Raw genomic sequence first — 17,733 nt, forward strand, 5'->3', positions numbered from 1 at the left:
GCAAGGACAACCAACCCATGGCCTCACATCATCCGGGTGCCATTCCGTCGATAACAATCGCACGGTGAATGGAAATACCTGGCAGATCAACCGTGATTGCGCCATCTGCTTGTTTTTTCCAAGCAAATGTCTCACCCGAAATCGCATCGTAGACGGATGATGGCGTTCCAGGCAGCCGTATCGTGAAGGATACCGGTCCGATGGAGGGAATATCCTCGATCATTTCCATGGGTCTTGCTGTCGGCTGCCAATTGATCCGCACCGACTGACCGCGGATTTGCGGAAAACCGCAGAGAAGATGAACGATGCTGCGATTTTCATGGGCCTGTACCGTCAGCGTCGCGCGGCCTGCGGAGGGCAAAGTGGTTTCAAGCGTCCGCCCCGGCATTAGCCGTTCGATCAGCGCATCGACCAGATATTTGTAGAGAGGCTGTCCCATGGCGCGGTAAAGTGCAAAGACCGGATAGGCGATGGTGCCCACCTTGCCATGCATGGCGCATGCCACGCCAATAGAATCGGCCTCAGGATCGTCAGGCGTATGCTGATGCGAGCAGAAATGGTTGAAGGCACGATTGAAATAGGGCGGCCTTATGCTTGCCAGAATAGTGGCGCCCGCCGCTTGCAGTTTTTCGGCCTCGGCATAGACCACGAAGGGGCTTGCCGGCAGGCGCGCATCGCTTAATGCTTCGGTGATCTGGGCATAGGATGGCTCGAACGCAATGTTTTCGCCTGTGAGTGTTAGGCCCGTCTCAAAGGCAAAAGCGCCGCTGTTCGGTATGCGGCCGGATTGACCGGAAATGAGGACGGCGCCACCCGAAGCGAGATAGGCATCGAATTTTGCCTTTAATGCAGCATCCACCGGAATCGTATCTGGCAAGATAATCAGGCGATGGCGGGAAAAATCCATCTCCGGGTCAATCACATCGAAACATCTGTGCAATTCCAGCAGCATCTGCACCGCGCCGTCATCGCTATCGCGCACACGCTCCACACCGTCCCGATGGAAATATTCGGTGGCGAGAATAGCAATGTCTGAAACCTGTTCCGCACCGTCCAGAAAGGGTTCAAGAGCAGCGATCCGGCGAAAGGCCGGGGCGATGCTGCGATAGGTATCACCATTGATCCGGCCATTGGGATGGAGCTGATCACCAACCAGGCATTTGGAGCCAAGCGCCACCATCATCGCACATTCGTATTCCAGCGCATCGGGGTGTTTGAAGCCGCCAAACTCACCCCAACTGGTGTGGAATTTGCCGGTGTGACTGACAAAATCCAGGCCAAGCCGCGCAGCATAGCGGGCGCTGGAGGGAAAGTGATTATAGCCCCAGCCACCCGTGGGCAGGCTTTCCAGCTCAAGATGGGTGTAGGGCGCGAAACGGTCCTTGCCATATTTGTTGATATGGCCGCTGTTGTAAAAAATGCGCGCCTGCGGAAATTCGCGCCGCAAAACGGTGCTCATCCCCTCGCGGAACTGTGCATTGACGGCCTCGTCATTGGCCAGCCGATCCGCCTTGTTCAATGGGTCGAGATTGAGGCGTGCCATGCGGGAAAGGCAGGCATTGCAGACACAATCCGGTGTCTGGATAATGTCGAAGAACAGCCCGGCAGTTGGGTAAAGCGTCAGAACCTCCCGCGCCTCAGTGATCAGGTGGGTACGAAACTCGTCGTGGTTGAGGCACAGGGTGTGCCAAGCGGCGCTTAACTGGTTCTGGGCCGAACGATCATGGTCATCGGCATGGTCAAGATGATTGTTGGCCTTCATCACCCGCCATTCAGGATGCAGGCGGGCGGTGCGCTCATCCCATTGCACCGAGAGATAGATCGGCGTTTCAATATCAGCAGCGTTGCAGGCGGCAATCATCTCCCCCAGCAGATCGGGGCGAGACAGATTGGGATGCGGCGCACCCACCTTGGTCGGATAATAAGACCAGCCATGGTGGCATTTGGCAAACAGCGTGATGGAATTGACATGCGACTGCTTCAACGTGTCAACGAACGCTTCAGCGTCAAACTCACTGCCAATGCCCGGAATATGCTCGGATGTGTGAAAATCGAGATGAATTTGACGATACCGCAAGGGGCGCAATGAATTCTGCGACATGATGGCTCCTTTTCTCCGGCACGAAAGCCGCGAAAATCCTGTTAGAACACCAGAAAATGCATGTTGAAATATCGGCTATCGACCTTCCCAAACCTCGCCTTCCCTCAGTTGAACCTCAAGGACACCAGCAGGTTGGCGGATGGTCAAAGGCCCGGAATGACCAGCCGTGATGCGGAGTGAAGACAATTTTCCTGCTTGCCAGCTGAGATCAACCGTGTGACCGCCACGGATGCGCACCCCCTTCAGGCTGCCGCTTGACCATTGTTCCGGCAAGGCGGGCAGGAGGCGAAGCTCGCCGGGGCGCGATTGCACCAGCATTTCGACAATCCCAGCCGCTCCCCCAAAATTTCCGTCGATCTGGAAAGGCGGATGGGCGTCCATGAGGTTTGGATAGGTGCGCTCCGGTGTCAAAAGCTTGGCCAGAACCTCTGCGGCCCGATGGCCATTACCCAGTCTGGCCCAAAGATTAAGCCGCCAGCCAATGCCCCAGCCCGTTGCATCATCGCCGCGCCGCTCCAGAACAATCTGTGCGGCCTTGGCCAGTTCAGGCGTTTCCAATGGGTCGATTTGCAAGCTCGGATAAAGCCCATAGAGATGAGAGACATGGCGATGCTGCTGCTCTGGCGCGTCCAGATCCCAGTCGTCCATCCACTCCTGTAATTGACCGCCTTTGCCGATACGGTCTTCCGGCAAACGAGCGCGGGTGGCGGCGGCCTCTGTGCGAAGCTCGCCGTCCCGGCCAAGCGTGGCGCTGGCATCCGCGAAGGCCTCAAACAAATCGCGGAGAATCTGGTTGTCCATGGCCGGTGCGGCGCAGAGTGAAGAACCAAAAGGATGGGAGTTTTCCGGCGACAGTGATGGGCAAGTGCCGAGGTAATTGCTATCAGGCAAAGCAACCAGCGTATCCAGCGCAAATTCCACCGCCCCCTTGATCAAAGGATAGATGCGCTCCAGCACGGCACGATCAGGATTGAAGCGATAGTGATCATAAAGCTGGGCGCAGAGCCAGGCACCGCCCATCGGCCACAGCCCCCAATGAGGGCCGTCAATCGGGCCTGTGGCACGCCAGATATCGGTGTTATGGTGCAGAACCCAGCCGCGTGCGCCGTAATGGGCCTTGGCCATCTCGCGGCCGGTTTCGGCCACATCTTCCACCAGCTCCGCCAGCGGCAGGAAGGTCTCCGACAGATTGGCAACATCGGCCAGCCAGTAATTCATTTCCAGATTGATGTTGACGGTGTATTTGCTGCCCCAGGCAGGAAGGATATCTTCATTCCAAATGCCCTGGAGATTGGCCGCCTGCGTGCCTGGTCTGGAACAGGAAATGGCAAGGTAGCGGCCATATTGCAGGTAGAGCGCTGCCAATGAGGGATCATTGCCTTCGGCATAGGCGGCAATGCGCTTGTCGGTCGGAAGCGTTGGCACGAGCTTGTCACCGAGGGCAATTTGCATCCGGTCAAACAGGCGGCGATGCTCTGTGACATGGGCTTCCAGCAGCGCCTCATAGGACAGCACAGCCGCCGCATCCAGACGTGCTTTGATCTGCGCCTGCGGATCACCATCAATAGTCTTGTAGTTTTGAAAGCTGGTGCCTGCATCGATCAGCAACATGACGCTGGACGCTTCACGCACCCGAATGGTTTCCTCGCCAATATCGACAAAGCCCCCCTCGACAAGCACCCGCACCCGGAAAGCGAAGCGCAACGCGCTATCAATGCCGTTTTGCCGACGATTACGCCCGTCATAGCCAAGGGTGGCATCGGCGATATCAATGGGATCGCCGTTTTGCGGGCTGCTCAGCATCACCGTCATCGACAAGGCACCCGGCTGATCCACGGCAATCCGACAAACGATCACATCCTGAATGGCGCTGGCAAAGACATCGCGGCGAAAATGCACGCCGTTGCAATCATATTGCGTGACAGCAACAGCCGTTTCCAGATCCAGCGAACGGCGATAGTTGGTGACGGTCATATCATGGTGCAAATCAAGCCAGACATCGCCAATCGGCTGATAGGAGGTCTGCCGATCCGGCTTGGCCATGGCCCCTTCATAGGCCTTGCGGTCTGCCTCCTGATACCGTCCGGCAAGGATCAGATTACGCACCTCAGGCAAGGCAGCGCGGGCATCGGGATTGATCGGCTGGTAAGGGCCACCGCTCCAGAATGTGCTCTCATTGATCTGGAGGCGTTCATTCCATGCATCTCCGAACACCATAGCCCCCAACCGACCATTGCCAACGGGAAGGGCCTCGGTCCAGACAGATGCGGCACGGTCGTACCAGAGTTCATTATCGCTCATGAATAAAAATCCTTTTGAAATATCAGCTGAATGACGTGTCACCGAAGGCGCGCACCACTGGCCGGATCAAACAGCAGGGCTTTGGACGGATGAAAGCCGGTGTGGATGGTATCGCCTGCCCGCACGGACCGATCGCCCTTCAGATCAACCGTCAGAGCGTCTTCGCCACGTATATTGCTGTAGCCGTAGGAAACGCCGCCAAGGCTCTCCACCATGTCCACCCGCAGGTCGAACTGGGCTGATCCGTCAGAGGAAAAATTCTCTGGCCGCATGCCAATGGAAACCTTTGCGCCGGGGGCAAGATCCGCACCCAGCGCAAGCTCGAATTCCACGCCCTTGAACTCGCTGAGCTTGACGCGGATTGCCGCTGTGCTGCGCGCCACCACATGACCGGCCAGAAAATTCATGCGCGGTGAGCCGATGAAACCGGCCACAAACATGTTGTCGGGGTCGTCATAAAGGCTGATCGGCGTACCAATCTGCTCGACATTGCCCGCCCGCAACACCACGATCCGATCAGCCAAGGTCATGGCTTCCACCTGATCGTGAGTGACGTAAATCATGGTTGACGCCAATGACCGATGCAGTTCGGCAATCTCAAGCCGCATCTTCACCCGCAATTCGGCATCGAGATTGGAGAGCGGTTCATCGAACAGGAACACATTGGGATCGCGCACGATGGCCCGCCCGATGGCCACCCGCTGGCGCTGGCCACCAGACAAGGCGGCAGGCTTGCGCTCAAGCAGCGGCGTAATGTGCAAACGGTTTGCCGCCTGTTCCACCCGCCGTCCGATGTCGGCGCTTTTCATGCCCGCCATGCGCAGTGGAAAACCGATATTGTTGCGCACCGTCATATGCGGATAGAGGGCGTAATTCTGAAACACCATGGCCACACCGCGCTCGGTGGGCGTGGCATCGTTGATGCGTTGACCATCGATGAGAATGTCGCCGCTAGTGATCGGCTCAAGCCCGGCAATCATCCGCAGCAAGGTGGACTTGCCACAGCCGGATGGACCCACGAAGACAGTCAGGGAGCCATTTTCAAGGTCAAGATCAATGTCATCGATGTCCTTCAAGGCACCGTAGCGCTTGCCGACCCCTTTAAGTTCAACGGTTGCCATATGATTTCTCCTCCCGATGGCCGGGTTTTGGTCGGGGTATGAACACTGTGGATGACGCGATCATTCCTTGCCTCCCGAGCGATTGCGGGCGTCTGCCGCAAAGAAGCGCTGAAACACGATGAAGACCACCAGAGGCACCGCCATAGTGACGATGGCCGCCACCGATTGTTGGTCAAGGTTGGGCTCGAATGAGCCTGCAATGCGGGCCAGAAGCACCGTCAGCGGCACATCGGAGCGCAGATACAGCATGGGCAGCAGCATGGAATTCCAGCACCACAGGAATTGCAGGATGCCAACGGTTGCCATGGGTGTGAGGGAATTGGGCAGAACGACATGAAGAAAGGTTCGGATCGGCGTACAGCCGTCAATTTTCGAAGCCTCGATCAATTCACGTGGAAATTCCGCCAGGAAACTCTGCACCAGAAAGATCGACCAGGCGAAAGACAGCCCGACAAAGGGAATAAGCACGGCCCAGACATTGTCGATCATGTGCAGATCACGCCAGAGCGTGAACAGCGGAATGATCACCACCTGCTGCGGCAACACGAACGAATTGACGATGATGAGCAGCAGAATGCGCCGTCCGGGAAACTTGAGAAACTGAAAGGCATAGGCCGCAGCCGGTGCTAGAATAACAGTCAGCAGCGTCGCAAGCCCGGTCAGTTTCAGGGATGACAAAAAGGCGGGGGCCAGCGGATATTTTGTCCAGACCGTCTGCCAGGCATCCAGCGTGAAGCGCAGGGTGTGCAGTGACCACCAGCCACCAACGGCAATATCGCCAGCGGGCCGGATGGAGGTCAAAACCAGACCGACAACCGGCACAATCCAGAGGATGGCCAGAAGGCCGACAAGAATCGGAATCCAGAGAGGGGCACGGGCGTTCATGTCGCCTCCTTGGTGCGCTGGCGCAGCAAGGGAATCGAGACGAACAGCACAACAACCAGCAACACGACGGTGGCCGCGGCGCCGTAGCCAAGCTTGAACTGCATCATCGATTCCCGAAACATGAAATAGCCAACCGTCTCGGTGGAGCGCACCGGGCCACCGCCCGTCATGACGAAGATCATGTCAAAGGCGCGCAAGCTGCCAAGAAGATTGATGAAAACCGCCACTTTCAACCCCGGCAGCGACAAGGGTAAAATGATATGGCGCATGATGGAAAGCGGCTTGGCCCCATCAATATAGGCCGCTTCCTTGATGCTTTTGGGGATGGTCTGGATCGAGGCAAAGCAGGTCATCAGCGGCAGACCCACTTGGGTCCAGGCATAGGCAATCACCAGACATGCGAGGGCTGTGGACGTATCGCCCAGCCACGCGCGGGTCAGGTTTTCCAGACCGAGCGTATTCAAGACGGCATTCAGTAAGCCGCTGTCTCCCGGCCGGTAGATGCCGAGCCAGATGAAGCCGCTGACGGCCTCAGCAATGCCATAGGCGCAGAAAATCATCACGCGAAACGGCAATGTGGTGCGCGGGGCCAGCGAACACAGCACCGCCAGACCCCAGCCGATGCCCACAGACAGGGCTGTTGTGCCGACCGTCCAGACAATGGTGGTGATCACGGCGACACGAAAACTGGCATCCGCCAACAGGTTTGCGTAGTTGGAAAGCCCCACCCATTTTGCCGGTGCAAGACCGCGAATATCGAAAAACGACAGACGGATCGTATCGATCAACGGATAGACGACCGCGCACAGAAACAATAGCACCATTGGTGCCAGCAGGACGAGAGCCGCTCCCCCGTCCGTCTGGAAGAAGCGCCGGTTGGCGCTCCCTCCCGTCCGTGGCAGATCGGTGATGGCCCGCATCAATACGATCCTTTTGCCTTGGCCTCGATCGCTGCCGTCACCCTGTCGATATTGGCATCGCTAGGATCGCCCAGGAATTTCTGGAGCTGGATGCGGTACTCATCGGCCAGATCGCCGGGCAGGCCATCACCCAGCACGAAGGCCGTATCCGCCCCGGTCACAAAGGTATTGGACGCCTGAATGGCAGGGCTATAAAGCCCAACATCAACCGCTTTGGAGGAGGATGCTAGCCCGCCCTTGGCAATGATGTTGGCACCTTCACGGCTTATGGTGAAATCCATGAAGGCATCCGCAGCCTCGCTATTGCCGCCGGATGCCAATGCGACAAACTCCTTGGCATCGACACTGGCGGCATTGTCATGCCCCTGCCCTGTGGCTGGAAACTGGAACAGGCCGAACTGATCCGGGGCAAGCTTGTAGACGGTCTCGGCGCGGTTGTTGATCCACATTCCCATCTGGACAAAGCCTGCTTTGCGCTCTTTCAATACCCGGTCGGAGGCATTGTCCCACTCTGTTCCAAGCATTGTGGAGGCATCGCCGCAGCAACCGGCGCTCAACAGCTCGCGCCATTTGCGAAGGGCCGCCTTGACGCGATCATCTGTCCACGGAATTTCATGGGCCACGAGTTTGCGTGAAAGATCCGCACCGCCTTCTCGCAAGATCAGCGTTTCAAACACTTCGGCATGCGCCCAGGTCTTGGCAGGGACGGCCATTGGCACCACACCGGCGCTTTTCAGCTTGGCGATAGTGTCGAGAAACTGCGCCCAATCCTTGGGCGGCGTGGCAATTCCTGCCTTTTTGAAGGTTCCGGTGTCATACCAAAGACCGCTACGGTCGCCATAAGTGAAGGTAACGCCGTAGAGTTGGCCGGAGACGGACCCAAGATCCTTCCAGCTGTTGTCGAGACGCTCTCCCCATTTCAGGGCGGAATAGGCATCATCCAGCGGGCGCAAAAGACCGGCGGTGACAAGTTCTGTGCGGAACGCTGGCCAGGTGTTGATCATCAGGTCGGCCTTTTCGCCGCCCATCAACGAGGTGCGAAGCCCACCACGCGGATCGCCGGACCATGTCACCGGCACTTCCTTGATTTTCACATCCGGATATTTGGCCATGAAGGCTTTTTCCAGATTTTGGATCACCTCAAGGTCAGACCCCGCCATCCATTGCAGGATGACCAGATCACCTTTGGGCGCGGCCAGCGCCGAACCGCTTGAGGCCAATGCAAGAGTAAATGCTGCCAAAGTGAGACGCGCACAGCGTGACGCCTCCCCGGCAACAGCCGTGAAACTGGTAGTCATCATAGGGGCTCCTCCTCCCGTTATGACGTTATACTGTCATCTAAAATGAAACGATGTCAACTAAATTGACTCAATCGATGACAACTGGTGAACTCAGGCAACGCTTGAGCAAAGCAAAATCGTCCAGATTCATGGTCATTTGTTTATTTTTCAATATCTTGAAGCAGAACATGCTGGCCGAGAGATCATACGGCCTGTCAATTCTCCAACCACCGCCTTCGCGATGCCGTCAGATGGGCATACATTGCAGCCTGTGCTGCGAGCGGGTCTCGCGCTTCCAGCGCATTCAGAATTGCCTCATGCTCGATCAGCGCCAGTGACCAGGTTTCGGGCGTCTCAAAGCGGCCCCGTATATGGTCCGAGATAGGACTATGGCGTTCGTCAAAGAGATTGGCGACGATCTCCGCCAGCACCGAATTGCCCGATTGTTCGGCGATGGTCAGATGAAACAGCCGATCCTGATCGATCGGCTTACGCCCCTCGGCAATCTCCTGACGCATTGACTCGACAATCCCGACAAGCGCCGCAAAAACCGCATCGCTCATTGCGGCAGCGGCCTTGACGATAACAGCACTTTCAATGACGGCACGCGCCTGCATCAGTTCCGTCGGGCTCTCTCCCAGTGATCGCCCAGAGGCGGCGGACTTGTTGGCGGACAGGACATAAATGCCCGATCCCATGCGAATCTCAATCGTCCCGTCAATTTCCAGCGCAATCAACGCCTCGCGCAAGGAAGGACGCGAGACCCCGAGGGTTTGCGCCAGCTCACGTTCCGGGGGCAGCCTCGACCCTGCCGGATAAGGGCCACTTTGGATCAGATGCCGAACCTGGTCGGCAATCTGTTGGTAAAGACGTTTGGGCAATGTCATTTTGGTCAGTCCAATTTAAAGAATTTCATCAATAACACGATATTTATCCGAGATATTGCAGTGCATGCAAGCGCGAAAGAATAATTGGCTTGACCAATTATCGCGGCATGCCCTATGTCTGTCTATCGAAAGTCTGGGAGGCTTTCACGAATTGGAGGACACCGCGATGGGAGGAGTGTCGCTTGCCGCTGGCGAGTGCAAACCCGCGCCGCTGCTTTTAAAACTGGAGGGCGTCACCAAGGAATTCCCTGGTGTGAAGGCCCTGCAGGACGTCAGCCTTGATGTCAGGGCCGGTGAAGTCCATGCGGTTTGCGGAGAGAATGGAGCCGGAAAATCCACGCTGATGAAGATCATCAGCGGCGTCTACCAGAGAGACGCTGGCAACATGATCTACAAGGGCGAGACGGTTCATTTCACCTCCACATTGCAGTCGGAAGCAGCCGGAATTGCCATCATCCATCAGGAACTCAACCTTGTTCCGCATCTCTCCGTTGCCGAAAACATCTATCTTGCGCGGGAACCACGGCTAAGTTTTATCGGTGGGGACTTCATGGTCAACAGGCGCAAGCTGCGCCAGGACGCCAAGCGATGCCTTGACCGACTGGGGGTCGATATCAATCCCGACGCGCAAGTGCGCACGCTCTCCGTCGCGCAGCGGCAGATGGTCGAGATTGCCAAGGCGCTTTCGCTCAACGCCTCCGTTCTCATCATGGATGAACCGACCTCCTCGCTAACACAACAGGAAGCACAGCTTCTGTTTCGCGTCATCCGCGACCTGAAACGCGAGGGAACCGGTATCATCTACATATCGCACCGGCTCGATGAGATGGCAGAGATCGTCGATCGCGTCACGGTGCTGCGCGATGGGCGCTATATCTCGACCGATGATTTCCATGCGATTACGGTGGACTATATCGTCGCCCGCATGGTGGGCCGCTCTCTTGAAGAGAAATTTCCGGCACCGACCCGTTCACCAACCAAGGACACCATCTTTTCCGTTTCGGGTCTTAGCCGCCATGGCGCTTTCTCCGATATCGGCTTTGAACTTCGCCGCGGCGAAATTCTGGGTTTTGCGGGATTGATGGGCGCCGGTCGGACGGAAGTGGCCCGGGCAATCTTCGGAGCCGATCCGTTCGACAGCGGAACAATCCAGCTCGAAGGACGGCCCCTTTCGATTTCCGACCCACGTTCGGCCATTGACGCAGGGCTTGCCTATCTTTCCGAGGACCGCAAGGCGGGAGGTCTGGCCGTCAAGATGCCGGTCGATGCCAATCTGATGATGGCCAACATGGAGGCCGTCTCCAATCCGTTCGGCGTGATCGACAAGGAACTGCACCGCCAGTCGAGCCAGCACTATGTCGATCTGCTCAATATCAAAACGCCCAGCCTGAACCAACCCGTCCGCCTTCTGTCGGGCGGAAACCAGCAAAAGATCATTATTGGAAAATGGCTGTTCCGGCAGCCAAAGATCATGTTCTTCGACGAGCCGACGCGAGGCATCGACGTGGGTGCCAAGCTCGCCATCTACCGGCTGATGGATGAGCTTGCTGCCAAGGGCATCGGCATCATTCTGATCAGTTCCGAGCTTCCGGAAATCCTCGGACTATCGGACCGCGTTGCGGTTTTCCACGAAGGCCGCATCACCGCAACACTGACGACGCGCGAGACGTCGCAGGAAGAGATCATGCTTTATGCCTCCGGCCGTGTCCGGGAGAACGCGCGAGGAATGACCCATGGCTGAGATCACCACCGACAAGCCACCCCAGGCGGGCCAGGAAAAGGGATCCAAAAGGGGATTAAGCGACCGGCAGAAGGATATCATCCAGAAATTTGCAGCGCTTGGCTGCCTGGTCGTTCTGGCCGCTGTCTTTGCCCTCACTTCCAATGCTTTCCTGAGCGTCAATAACGGCATGACGATCGCGCTACAGGTGACGTCGATTGCCTTTCTCGGCATCGGGGCAACCTATGTCATCATCACCGGGGAATTGATCTCTCGGTCGGCTCGGTGCTGGCTCTGGCCGGGGTGGTCGCCGCCCTTGCCGTCAAGGAACTCGGCGCGCCGGTGTGGATCGGCATGGTACTCGGCGTTCTCACGGGCACGGCCTGCGGGGTCATCAATGGCCTGGTCATTACCAAGCTGAAGCTGCCACCGTTCATTGCCACCCTTGGCATGATGCTGATTGCGCGTGGCGTCGCACTACAAATCACCGGCGCACGCGCCGTCTCGGGCCTTGGCGAATCCTTCGGGGTTTTGGGCAATGGCTCGCTGTTGCGCTTCGAAAGCATCGACGATCAAGGATTTCCGGTGGTCAGCTTTCCGGGCATTCCCTATCCCGTGGTGCTGATGGTCATCATTGCCGTGGCCGCAGCCTTCGTGCTGAACCGAACCGTGCTTGGTCGGCATATCTATGCCACTGGCTCGAATGCGGACGCCGCCCAGCTTTCAGGCGTCAATGTCGCCCGCGTCACCGCCTTCACCTATATCGTTTCCGGCACGCTGGCCGGTCTCACCGGCTGCGTGCTGATGTCTCGTCTCGTCACCGCCCAGCCGAATGAAGGCGTGGCCTATGAGCTGGATGCAATCGCGTCTGCGGTGATTGGCGGAACCTCGCTGATTGGCGGTGTCGGTACGATTTCCGGAACATTCATCGGCGCCTTTGTCATCGGCATCCTGCGCAATGGCCTGAACATGAATGGCGTCTCCGCCTTCACCCAGCAGATCATTATAGGCCTGGTCATTCTCGGCACCGTCTGGATCGACCAGATCCGCAATCGAAAATAATACCCGCCGTCAGGCGGGGGCAGAACGAACATGGGAAGGGAGGAGCCTTCCCCCGCATCGGTCCCCGGCAGGGCCCGTCACACTGAGGAGGAAAACTATGCGTAAACTAGCCCTGGCCCTTGCGGCGTCAGTCTTTACACTGTCGGGCGCGTTCACTGCTTCGGCGGGCGAAATCGCCGTGATCGTCAAGACCGTCAATTCCACCTTCTGGCAGAACGTCCAGAAGGGCGCGGATGCCGCGATTGGCAAGCAGAAGGCCCATACAATAACCTTCCAGGGTCCGGCAGCGGAATCCGCCATTGCCGATCAGGTCAACATGGTCGAAAACGCCGTGAACCGGAAGGTCGATGCCATACTGCTTGCGCCATCCGACCCGGACGCACTGGTTCCGGCGATGAAGAAGGCCTGGGAAGCCCGCATTCCCGTCGTCATCATTGACTCGATGCTCTCGAAGGATGCCGAGAAATATTACCAGGCCTTCCTGGCGACGGACAACAAGGCCGCCGGCGAACTGGCGGCCAAGGCGATGATCCAGAAGGTCGGAACCGAAGGCAAGATCGCCGTGATGTCCTATGTCGCGGGTGCCGGTTCCGAAATCGGCCGCGTTGGCGGCTTTACCGACTATATCAAGGCAAACTCGAAACTCCAGATCGTCGGCCCCTACTATTCGCAGTCGCAGATGGCGACCGCGCTGAACCAGACGACCGACGTTCTTGCTGCCAATGCCGATCTGAAGGGCATATTCGGTGCCAATGAACCGACCGCCATCGGCATGGGCCGGGCGATCAAGCAGGCGGGCAAGGCTGGCAAGCTCGTCGCCATCGGCTTTGACGGCAACCAGGACCTTCAGGAATTCGTCAAGGACGGCACGCTGGAAGCCACCGTCGTCCAGGGTTCCTATCAGATGGGTGAAAAGGGCGTGGATACGCTTTTGAAGCTTCTCTCGAAAGAAAAGGTCGAAAAATTCATCGACACCGGCGTCGTGGTCGTCACCAAGCAAAACATCGCCAAGCCGGAAGCCAAGAACGTTCTTTATTGATGTAATTGCGGCACGCGGGTTCATCTCGCGTGCCGTTTCCCCGGATTTTTTCAGTGTATAGGCAGGACAATGCAGGTCAACGACAGGCGCAAGCTGCGCAATCGCGATGTTTCCTTCACGGTGATGGGTCTGGGCTGTGCGCAGATGGGCAATCTCTATCGCTGGACGAGTTACCAGGAAGCGCTCGGGGCCTTCGATGCCGCCTGGGATGCAGGCATTCGTTACTTCGATACCGCTCCCTTCTATGGCTACACCCGCTCCGAACGCCGTCTCGGGACGATGCTGACCGAGCATGAGCGCGCAGACTACGTGTTCTCCACCAAGGTGGGCCGTGTGATGATTCCCGATGAGACCGTCGGACCAGAGGAAGACACCTATATTCAGCCCCTGCCGTTCCGTCCGGTCTACGACTACACCTATGACGCCATTCTGAAATCCTTTGAGGCAAGCCAGCAGCGCACGGGCGTGCTGAAGCCTGACATTCTCTATGTCCACGACATCGGCCAGATGACGCATGGTGAAAAGCACGGGCATTATTGGGAGCAGTTGACCAAAGGCGGCGGGTTCAAGGCGCTCGGCCAATTGCGCAAGGCCGGCCTCGTCAAGGCCATCGGCCTCGGCGTCAATGAGTGGCAGGCGGTCTGGGATGCCATGGATGCGTTCGATATCGATGTCGCCATGCTGGCCGGGCGCTATACGCTGCTGGAACAGGACAGCCTAAAATTGCTGGACCGGGCCGAAAAAGCCAATGTCGGGATCGTAGTGGCCGGGGTCTTCAATTCGGGCCTGCTGGCGGGAAACCGCAAGTTCAACTATGCCGAGGCACCCGCCAACATTCTTGCCCGCGTCGCCGAAATCGAAGCGGCATGTGCCGCTGAAGGCGTATCGCTCCAGGCAGCGGCCTTGAACTTTCCACTGCTGCATCCCGCCGTCGTCTCCGTGGTATCCGGCGTCCGCAACGCCGAGCAGATCCGCGCCAACGTGGCCTGGATGCAGGAAGACGTCCCCTCCTCCGTGTGGCGATCCCTGAAGGACAAGGGCATCATCGCCGATGGCGTGCCGATCGGAGCGTGACCATGATCATCGATGCCCATCAGCATTTCTGGCTCATGAAAAACCGGCAAGGCCAATGGCCCCCACCGGAGCTTGCCGCCATCTACCGGGACTTCGGGACCGTAGACTTAGAGCCGCAGCTCGCTGCGACGGGCGTTGGGGGGACGGTCCTGGTTCAATCACTGCCAAACGTCGATGACACGCGCTTCCTGCTGGATCTGGCGCAACGCCATGATTTCATTCTCGGCGTGGTGGGCTGGGTTGACCTGAAGGCGGCGGATGCTGCTACCGTCATCACGGAACTGGCGACCTATCCGAAGCTGAAGGGCCTGCGCCCGATGGTGCAGGATATTGCCGAGGATGACTGGATTGATGACCCTACACTCGACCCGGCCATCGGGGCGATGCTGGCGTCGGGTCTCACCTTCGATGCGCTGGTTCTGCCCCGCCACCTCGCGCCATTGGAGAGGTTTGCGCGCCGTCATCCCGCTCTGCCTGTCGTCGTCGATCACGGTGCAAAACCCGTTATCGCGCAAGGGCTCTATCGCGACTGGCGCAAGGCGATGACGCGACTTGCCGACCTTGAAAACGTCTCCTGCAAGCTATCAGGCCTGCTGACCGAAGCCGGTTCGCAACAGCCCGAAGCCATTCGTCCCTATGCCGAGACGATCCTCGAACTCTTAGGACCGGAACGGGTAATGTGGGGCAGCGACTGGCCGGTACTGACCCTCGCCAGCGATTACCAAAGCTGGTTTGCCCAGGCCCGGGCCATCGTGCCGGAAGCCGCCCATGATCGGGTGTTTTGTGAAAACGCCCGCCGCTTTTATGGCCTTTGAGGGACGAATATTGACCCGTTTTTAAGTGAGCAGAAGAAGGCACCCATGCTTGTTTCAATTCGCAGATCCGACGCAAATGCGCATCACCGCTTTGCGGATCTGCCCGAGAGGCTGATATGACCCGCATTACCAATCTCAATGTTTTCGACCTGCGCTTTCCGACATCCGCAAGCCTCGATGGCTCCGATGCCATGAACCCGGACCCGGATTATTCGGCAGCCTATGTGGTCCTCGAAACGGATGTCCCGGGCCTGGAAGGCCATGGCCTGACCTTCACCATTGGCCGTGGCAACGATATTTGCTGCATGGCAATCAAGGCCATGCGCCATCTGGTGGTGGGCGTGGATCTGGACGAGGTGCGGGCTGCGCCTGGCCAGTTCTGGCGAAAGCTGACCGGCGATAGCCAGCTGCGCTGGATTGGACCTGATAAGGGCGCCATGCATCTGGCCACCGGCGCTGTCGTCAATGCCTTCTGGGATGCCATGGCAAAGCAGGCCGGTCTGCCGGTGTGGCAGTTCGTATCGACCATGTCGCCGGAAGAGATCGCCGACATCGTCGATTATCGCTATCTCACCGATGCGCTGACCCGCGAAGAGGCTGTTGCTATCCTGCGCAAGGCGGAAGACGGCAAGGCCGACAGGATCGCGCTTCTCGAACGGGAAGGCTATCCCTGCTACACGACCTCGGCCGGATGGCTGGGATATGACGATGACAAGCTGCGTCGTCTGGCGCAGGACGCCATCGACCAGGGCTTTGATCATATCAAGATGAAGGTTGGACGTGATCTTGAGGATGACATTCGTCGCCTGACGATTGCCCGCGAGGTGATCGGGCCGGATCGTTACCTTATGGTCGATGCCAATCAGGTCTGGGAAGTGGGCCAGGCGATCGACTGGATGAAAAAGCTCGCCTTTGCCAAACCCTTCTTCATCGAGGAGCCAACCAGCCCGGACGATGTGGCAGGCCACCGCAAGATCCGCGATGCTATTGCGCCGATCAAGGTCGCGACCGGCGAGATGTGCCAGAACCGTATCATGTTCAAGCAGTTCATCACCGAGGGGGCGATTGACATCGTCCAGATCGATTCCTGCCGGATGGGCGGGCTCAATGAAGTTCTGGCCGTGCTGCTGCTGGCGGCAAAATATGAAAAGCCGGTCTGGCCACATGCTGGCGGCGTCGGGCTCTGTGAATATGTCCAGCATCTTTCGATGATCGATTACATCGCGGTCTCCGGCACCAGAGAGGGCCGCGTGATCGAATATGTAGACCATCTGCACGAACACTTCATCGATCCCTGCGTCATCCAAAATGCTGCTTACATGCCGCCATCCCGTCCTGGCTTCTCCATTGAGATGAAGCCGGAATCGATTGCCGCCTATACGTTTCCCACGTCAAAGACGGTCTGATGCGTCAGTTTCCAATCACGCGACCCGTCATCCACTGAATAAAGGACATCCTGATGAAAGCGCTCATCTGCGAAGAACCCGGCCGCCTCTCCCTTATCGAGCGCGCGCCGCCACCGCGTGCAGAAAATGAGGTTCTCGTGCGCATCCGCCATGTCGGTATCTGCGGCACGGATTTTCACATCTATGCGGGCAAGCATCCCTTCCTGGAATATCCTCGGGTCATGGGACATGAATTGTCGGGAACGGTTGCGGAGGCGCCCGCAGGCAGCCGGTTGAAGACCGGCGATGCCGTCTATATTGTCCCATACCTGTCCTGCGGCGCCTGCCATGCCTGCCGCAAGGGGCTGTCAAATGCCTGCCAGAACATCCGGGTTCTTGGCGTTCACTGTGATGGTGGTATGGCCGAATATGTGAGCGTGCCGGAAGAAAACGTCGTACCGACCGGTGGCATTTCACTCGCTGACGCGGCGATGATCGAGTTTCTGGCCATCGGCGCTCATGGCGTGAAACGCGGCAACATCCAACAGCAGGATCGTGTTCTCGTCACCGGCTCCGGGCCGATCGGCATGTCGGCAATCATCTTTGCCAAGGCAAGAGGCGCGCATGTGACTGTTATGGATACCCGCGAGGATCGCCTGGCCTTCGCCGTGGATCGCCTCATGGCCGATCAATCGCTGTTTGCCGATGCGTCGGCTGAGGCCGAAGTTGAGAGGATGACGGGTGGCGATGGTTTCGACGTGGTGATCGATGCCACCGGCAATGCCATTCCGATGCAGCGCGGTTTCAAATTCCTCGCCCATGGCGCACGCTACGTCCTGCTCTCCGTCGTTCGCCAGGACATCACCTTCTCTGATCCGGAATTCCACAAGCGCGAGGCAACGCTGATCGCCAGCCGCAATGCCCAACCGGACGATTTTGCCGAAGTCGTCCGCCAGATCGAGGCTGGCAAGGTGCCGACACGGGCTTTGAACACCCATACCGGCCACCTTGATGATGGCGTCAAGCTTTTTAATGAATGGTCCCAGCCTCAAGCCGGTGTGATCAAGGCCATCCTGGAGGTTGAGTAGGTTCAGAGGTTGGCAATTCAGGAGATAGATCGCACTTGAACCTGCCTGTTCTTTC

The 17,733-nt window shown here is 57.9% G+C and carries 13 protein-coding genes and 1 pseudogene; 7 read left to right on the forward strand and 7 right to left on the reverse strand.

What is annotated here, in order from left to right; genetic code table 11:
* Window positions 1-28: 28 nt before the first annotated feature.
* The 7 genes from IEI95_RS06445 to IEI95_RS06475 form a co-directional block, all read right to left on the reverse strand.
* Entirely contained in the window at window positions 29-2,101 is a 2,073-nt protein-coding gene (locus IEI95_RS06445) for an alpha-amylase family protein (RefSeq protein WP_194416166.1), read from the reverse strand.
* A gap of 75 nt (window positions 2,102-2,176) precedes the next feature.
* The gene (locus IEI95_RS06450; RefSeq protein ID WP_156531992.1) at window positions 2,177-4,402 is read right to left on the reverse strand and encodes a glycoside hydrolase family 95 protein; all 2,226 of its coding nucleotides are present in this window, start codon (window positions 4,400-4,402) and stop codon (window positions 2,177-2,179) included.
* 38 nt (window positions 4,403-4,440) lie between these two features.
* Window positions 4,441-5,523 (reverse strand): sn-glycerol-3-phosphate ABC transporter ATP-binding protein UgpC, encoded by a 1,083-nt coding sequence (locus tag IEI95_RS06455; protein ID WP_194416167.1) that lies wholly within the window; start codon window positions 5,521-5,523, stop codon window positions 4,441-4,443.
* Window positions 5,524-5,583: 60 nt separating this feature from the next.
* The gene (locus tag IEI95_RS06460; RefSeq protein ID WP_156531990.1) at window positions 5,584-6,408 is read right to left on the reverse strand and encodes a carbohydrate ABC transporter permease; all 825 of its coding nucleotides are present in this window, start codon (window positions 6,406-6,408) and stop codon (window positions 5,584-5,586) included.
* The gene (locus IEI95_RS06465; RefSeq protein WP_234890930.1) at window positions 6,405-7,328 is read right to left on the reverse strand and encodes a carbohydrate ABC transporter permease; all 924 of its coding nucleotides are present in this window, start codon (window positions 7,326-7,328) and stop codon (window positions 6,405-6,407) included. Before IEI95_RS06465 ends, IEI95_RS06460 begins: the two co-directional genes overlap by 4 nt.
* On the reverse strand, window positions 7,328-8,629 hold the full coding sequence (locus IEI95_RS06470) for an ABC transporter substrate-binding protein (protein WP_156531989.1): 1,302 nt from the start codon (window positions 8,627-8,629) through the stop codon (window positions 7,328-7,330). The genes IEI95_RS06465 and IEI95_RS06470 overlap by 1 nt, the downstream gene beginning before the upstream one ends.
* Before the next feature lie 194 nt (window positions 8,630-8,823).
* A complete protein-coding gene (locus IEI95_RS06475; RefSeq protein WP_156531988.1) occupies window positions 8,824-9,495 on the reverse strand; it encodes a FadR/GntR family transcriptional regulator in 672 nt (223 codons plus the stop codon).
* A gap of 166 nt (window positions 9,496-9,661) precedes the next feature.
* Between IEI95_RS06475 and IEI95_RS06480 the strand changes: the two genes are divergently transcribed.
* From IEI95_RS06480 to IEI95_RS06510, 7 genes and pseudogenes are all read left to right on the forward strand, one after another.
* Window positions 9,662-11,236, forward strand: coding sequence for a sugar ABC transporter ATP-binding protein (locus IEI95_RS06480; protein WP_156531987.1), 1,575 nt, complete (start codon window positions 9,662-9,664; stop codon window positions 11,234-11,236).
* A pseudogene (locus IEI95_RS06485) lies at window positions 11,229-12,277 on the forward strand (ABC transporter permease). Before IEI95_RS06480 ends, IEI95_RS06485 begins: the two are co-directional and overlap by 8 nt.
* 97 nt (window positions 12,278-12,374) lie before the next feature.
* On the forward strand, window positions 12,375-13,316 hold the full coding sequence (locus IEI95_RS06490) for an ABC transporter substrate-binding protein (RefSeq protein ID WP_156531985.1): 942 nt from the start codon (window positions 12,375-12,377) through the stop codon (window positions 13,314-13,316).
* A 69-nt stretch (window positions 13,317-13,385) separates the two neighbouring features.
* Window positions 13,386-14,390: an aldo/keto reductase gene (locus tag IEI95_RS06495; RefSeq protein ID WP_156531984.1), complete on the forward strand. Its 1,005-nt coding sequence runs from the start codon at window positions 13,386-13,388 to the stop codon at window positions 14,388-14,390.
* 2 nt (window positions 14,391-14,392) lie between these two features.
* Window positions 14,393-15,205, forward strand: coding sequence for an amidohydrolase family protein (locus IEI95_RS06500; RefSeq protein ID WP_156531983.1), 813 nt, complete (start codon window positions 14,393-14,395; stop codon window positions 15,203-15,205).
* A 116-nt stretch (window positions 15,206-15,321) separates the two neighbouring features.
* The gene (locus tag IEI95_RS06505; RefSeq protein ID WP_156531982.1) at window positions 15,322-16,611 is read left to right on the forward strand and encodes an L-fuconate dehydratase; all 1,290 of its coding nucleotides are present in this window, start codon (window positions 15,322-15,324) and stop codon (window positions 16,609-16,611) included.
* Window positions 16,612-16,664: 53 nt separating this feature from the next.
* Window positions 16,665-17,678 carry a zinc-binding alcohol dehydrogenase family protein gene (locus tag IEI95_RS06510; RefSeq protein WP_156531981.1) on the forward strand — a complete coding sequence of 338 codons (1,014 nt, stop codon included), beginning with the start codon at window positions 16,665-16,667 and terminating at the stop codon, window positions 17,676-17,678.
* Window positions 17,679-17,733: the final 55 nt, after the last annotated feature.

Source organism: Agrobacterium vitis (assembly GCF_014926405.1).
GTDB classification, from domain to species: domain Bacteria; phylum Pseudomonadota; class Alphaproteobacteria; order Rhizobiales; family Rhizobiaceae; genus Allorhizobium; species Allorhizobium vitis_H.

Coding starts and splice junctions, on each gene's coding strand:
- IEI95_RS06450 (WP_156531992.1), bottom strand. CDS start 4,402: ATGAGCGATAATGAACTCTGGTACGACCGTGCCGCATCTGTCTGGACC.
- IEI95_RS06480 (WP_156531987.1), top strand. CDS start 9,662: ATGGGAGGAGTGTCGCTTGCCGCTGGCGAGTGCAAACCCGCGCCGCTG.
- IEI95_RS06460 (WP_156531990.1), bottom strand. CDS start 6,408: ATGAACGCCCGTGCCCCTCTCTGGATTCCGATTCTTGTCGGCCTTCTG.
- IEI95_RS06495 (WP_156531984.1), top strand. CDS start 13,386: ATGCAGGTCAACGACAGGCGCAAGCTGCGCAATCGCGATGTTTCCTTC.
- IEI95_RS06510 (WP_156531981.1), top strand. CDS start 16,665: ATGAAAGCGCTCATCTGCGAAGAACCCGGCCGCCTCTCCCTTATCGAG.
- IEI95_RS06465 (WP_234890930.1), bottom strand. CDS start 7,328: ATGCGGGCCATCACCGATCTGCCACGGACGGGAGGGAGCGCCAACCGG.
- IEI95_RS06505 (WP_156531982.1), top strand. CDS start 15,322: ATGACCCGCATTACCAATCTCAATGTTTTCGACCTGCGCTTTCCGACA.
- IEI95_RS06470 (WP_156531989.1), bottom strand. CDS start 8,629: ATGATGACTACCAGTTTCACGGCTGTTGCCGGGGAGGCGTCACGCTGT.
- IEI95_RS06475 (WP_156531988.1), bottom strand. CDS start 9,495: ATGACATTGCCCAAACGTCTTTACCAACAGATTGCCGACCAGGTTCGG.
- IEI95_RS06500 (WP_156531983.1), top strand. CDS start 14,393: ATGATCATCGATGCCCATCAGCATTTCTGGCTCATGAAAAACCGGCAA.
- IEI95_RS06455 (WP_194416167.1), bottom strand. CDS start 5,523: ATGGCAACCGTTGAACTTAAAGGGGTCGGCAAGCGCTACGGTGCCTTG.
- IEI95_RS06490 (WP_156531985.1), top strand. CDS start 12,375: ATGCGTAAACTAGCCCTGGCCCTTGCGGCGTCAGTCTTTACACTGTCG.
- IEI95_RS06445 (WP_194416166.1), bottom strand. CDS start 2,101: ATGTCGCAGAATTCATTGCGCCCCTTGCGGTATCGTCAAATTCATCTC.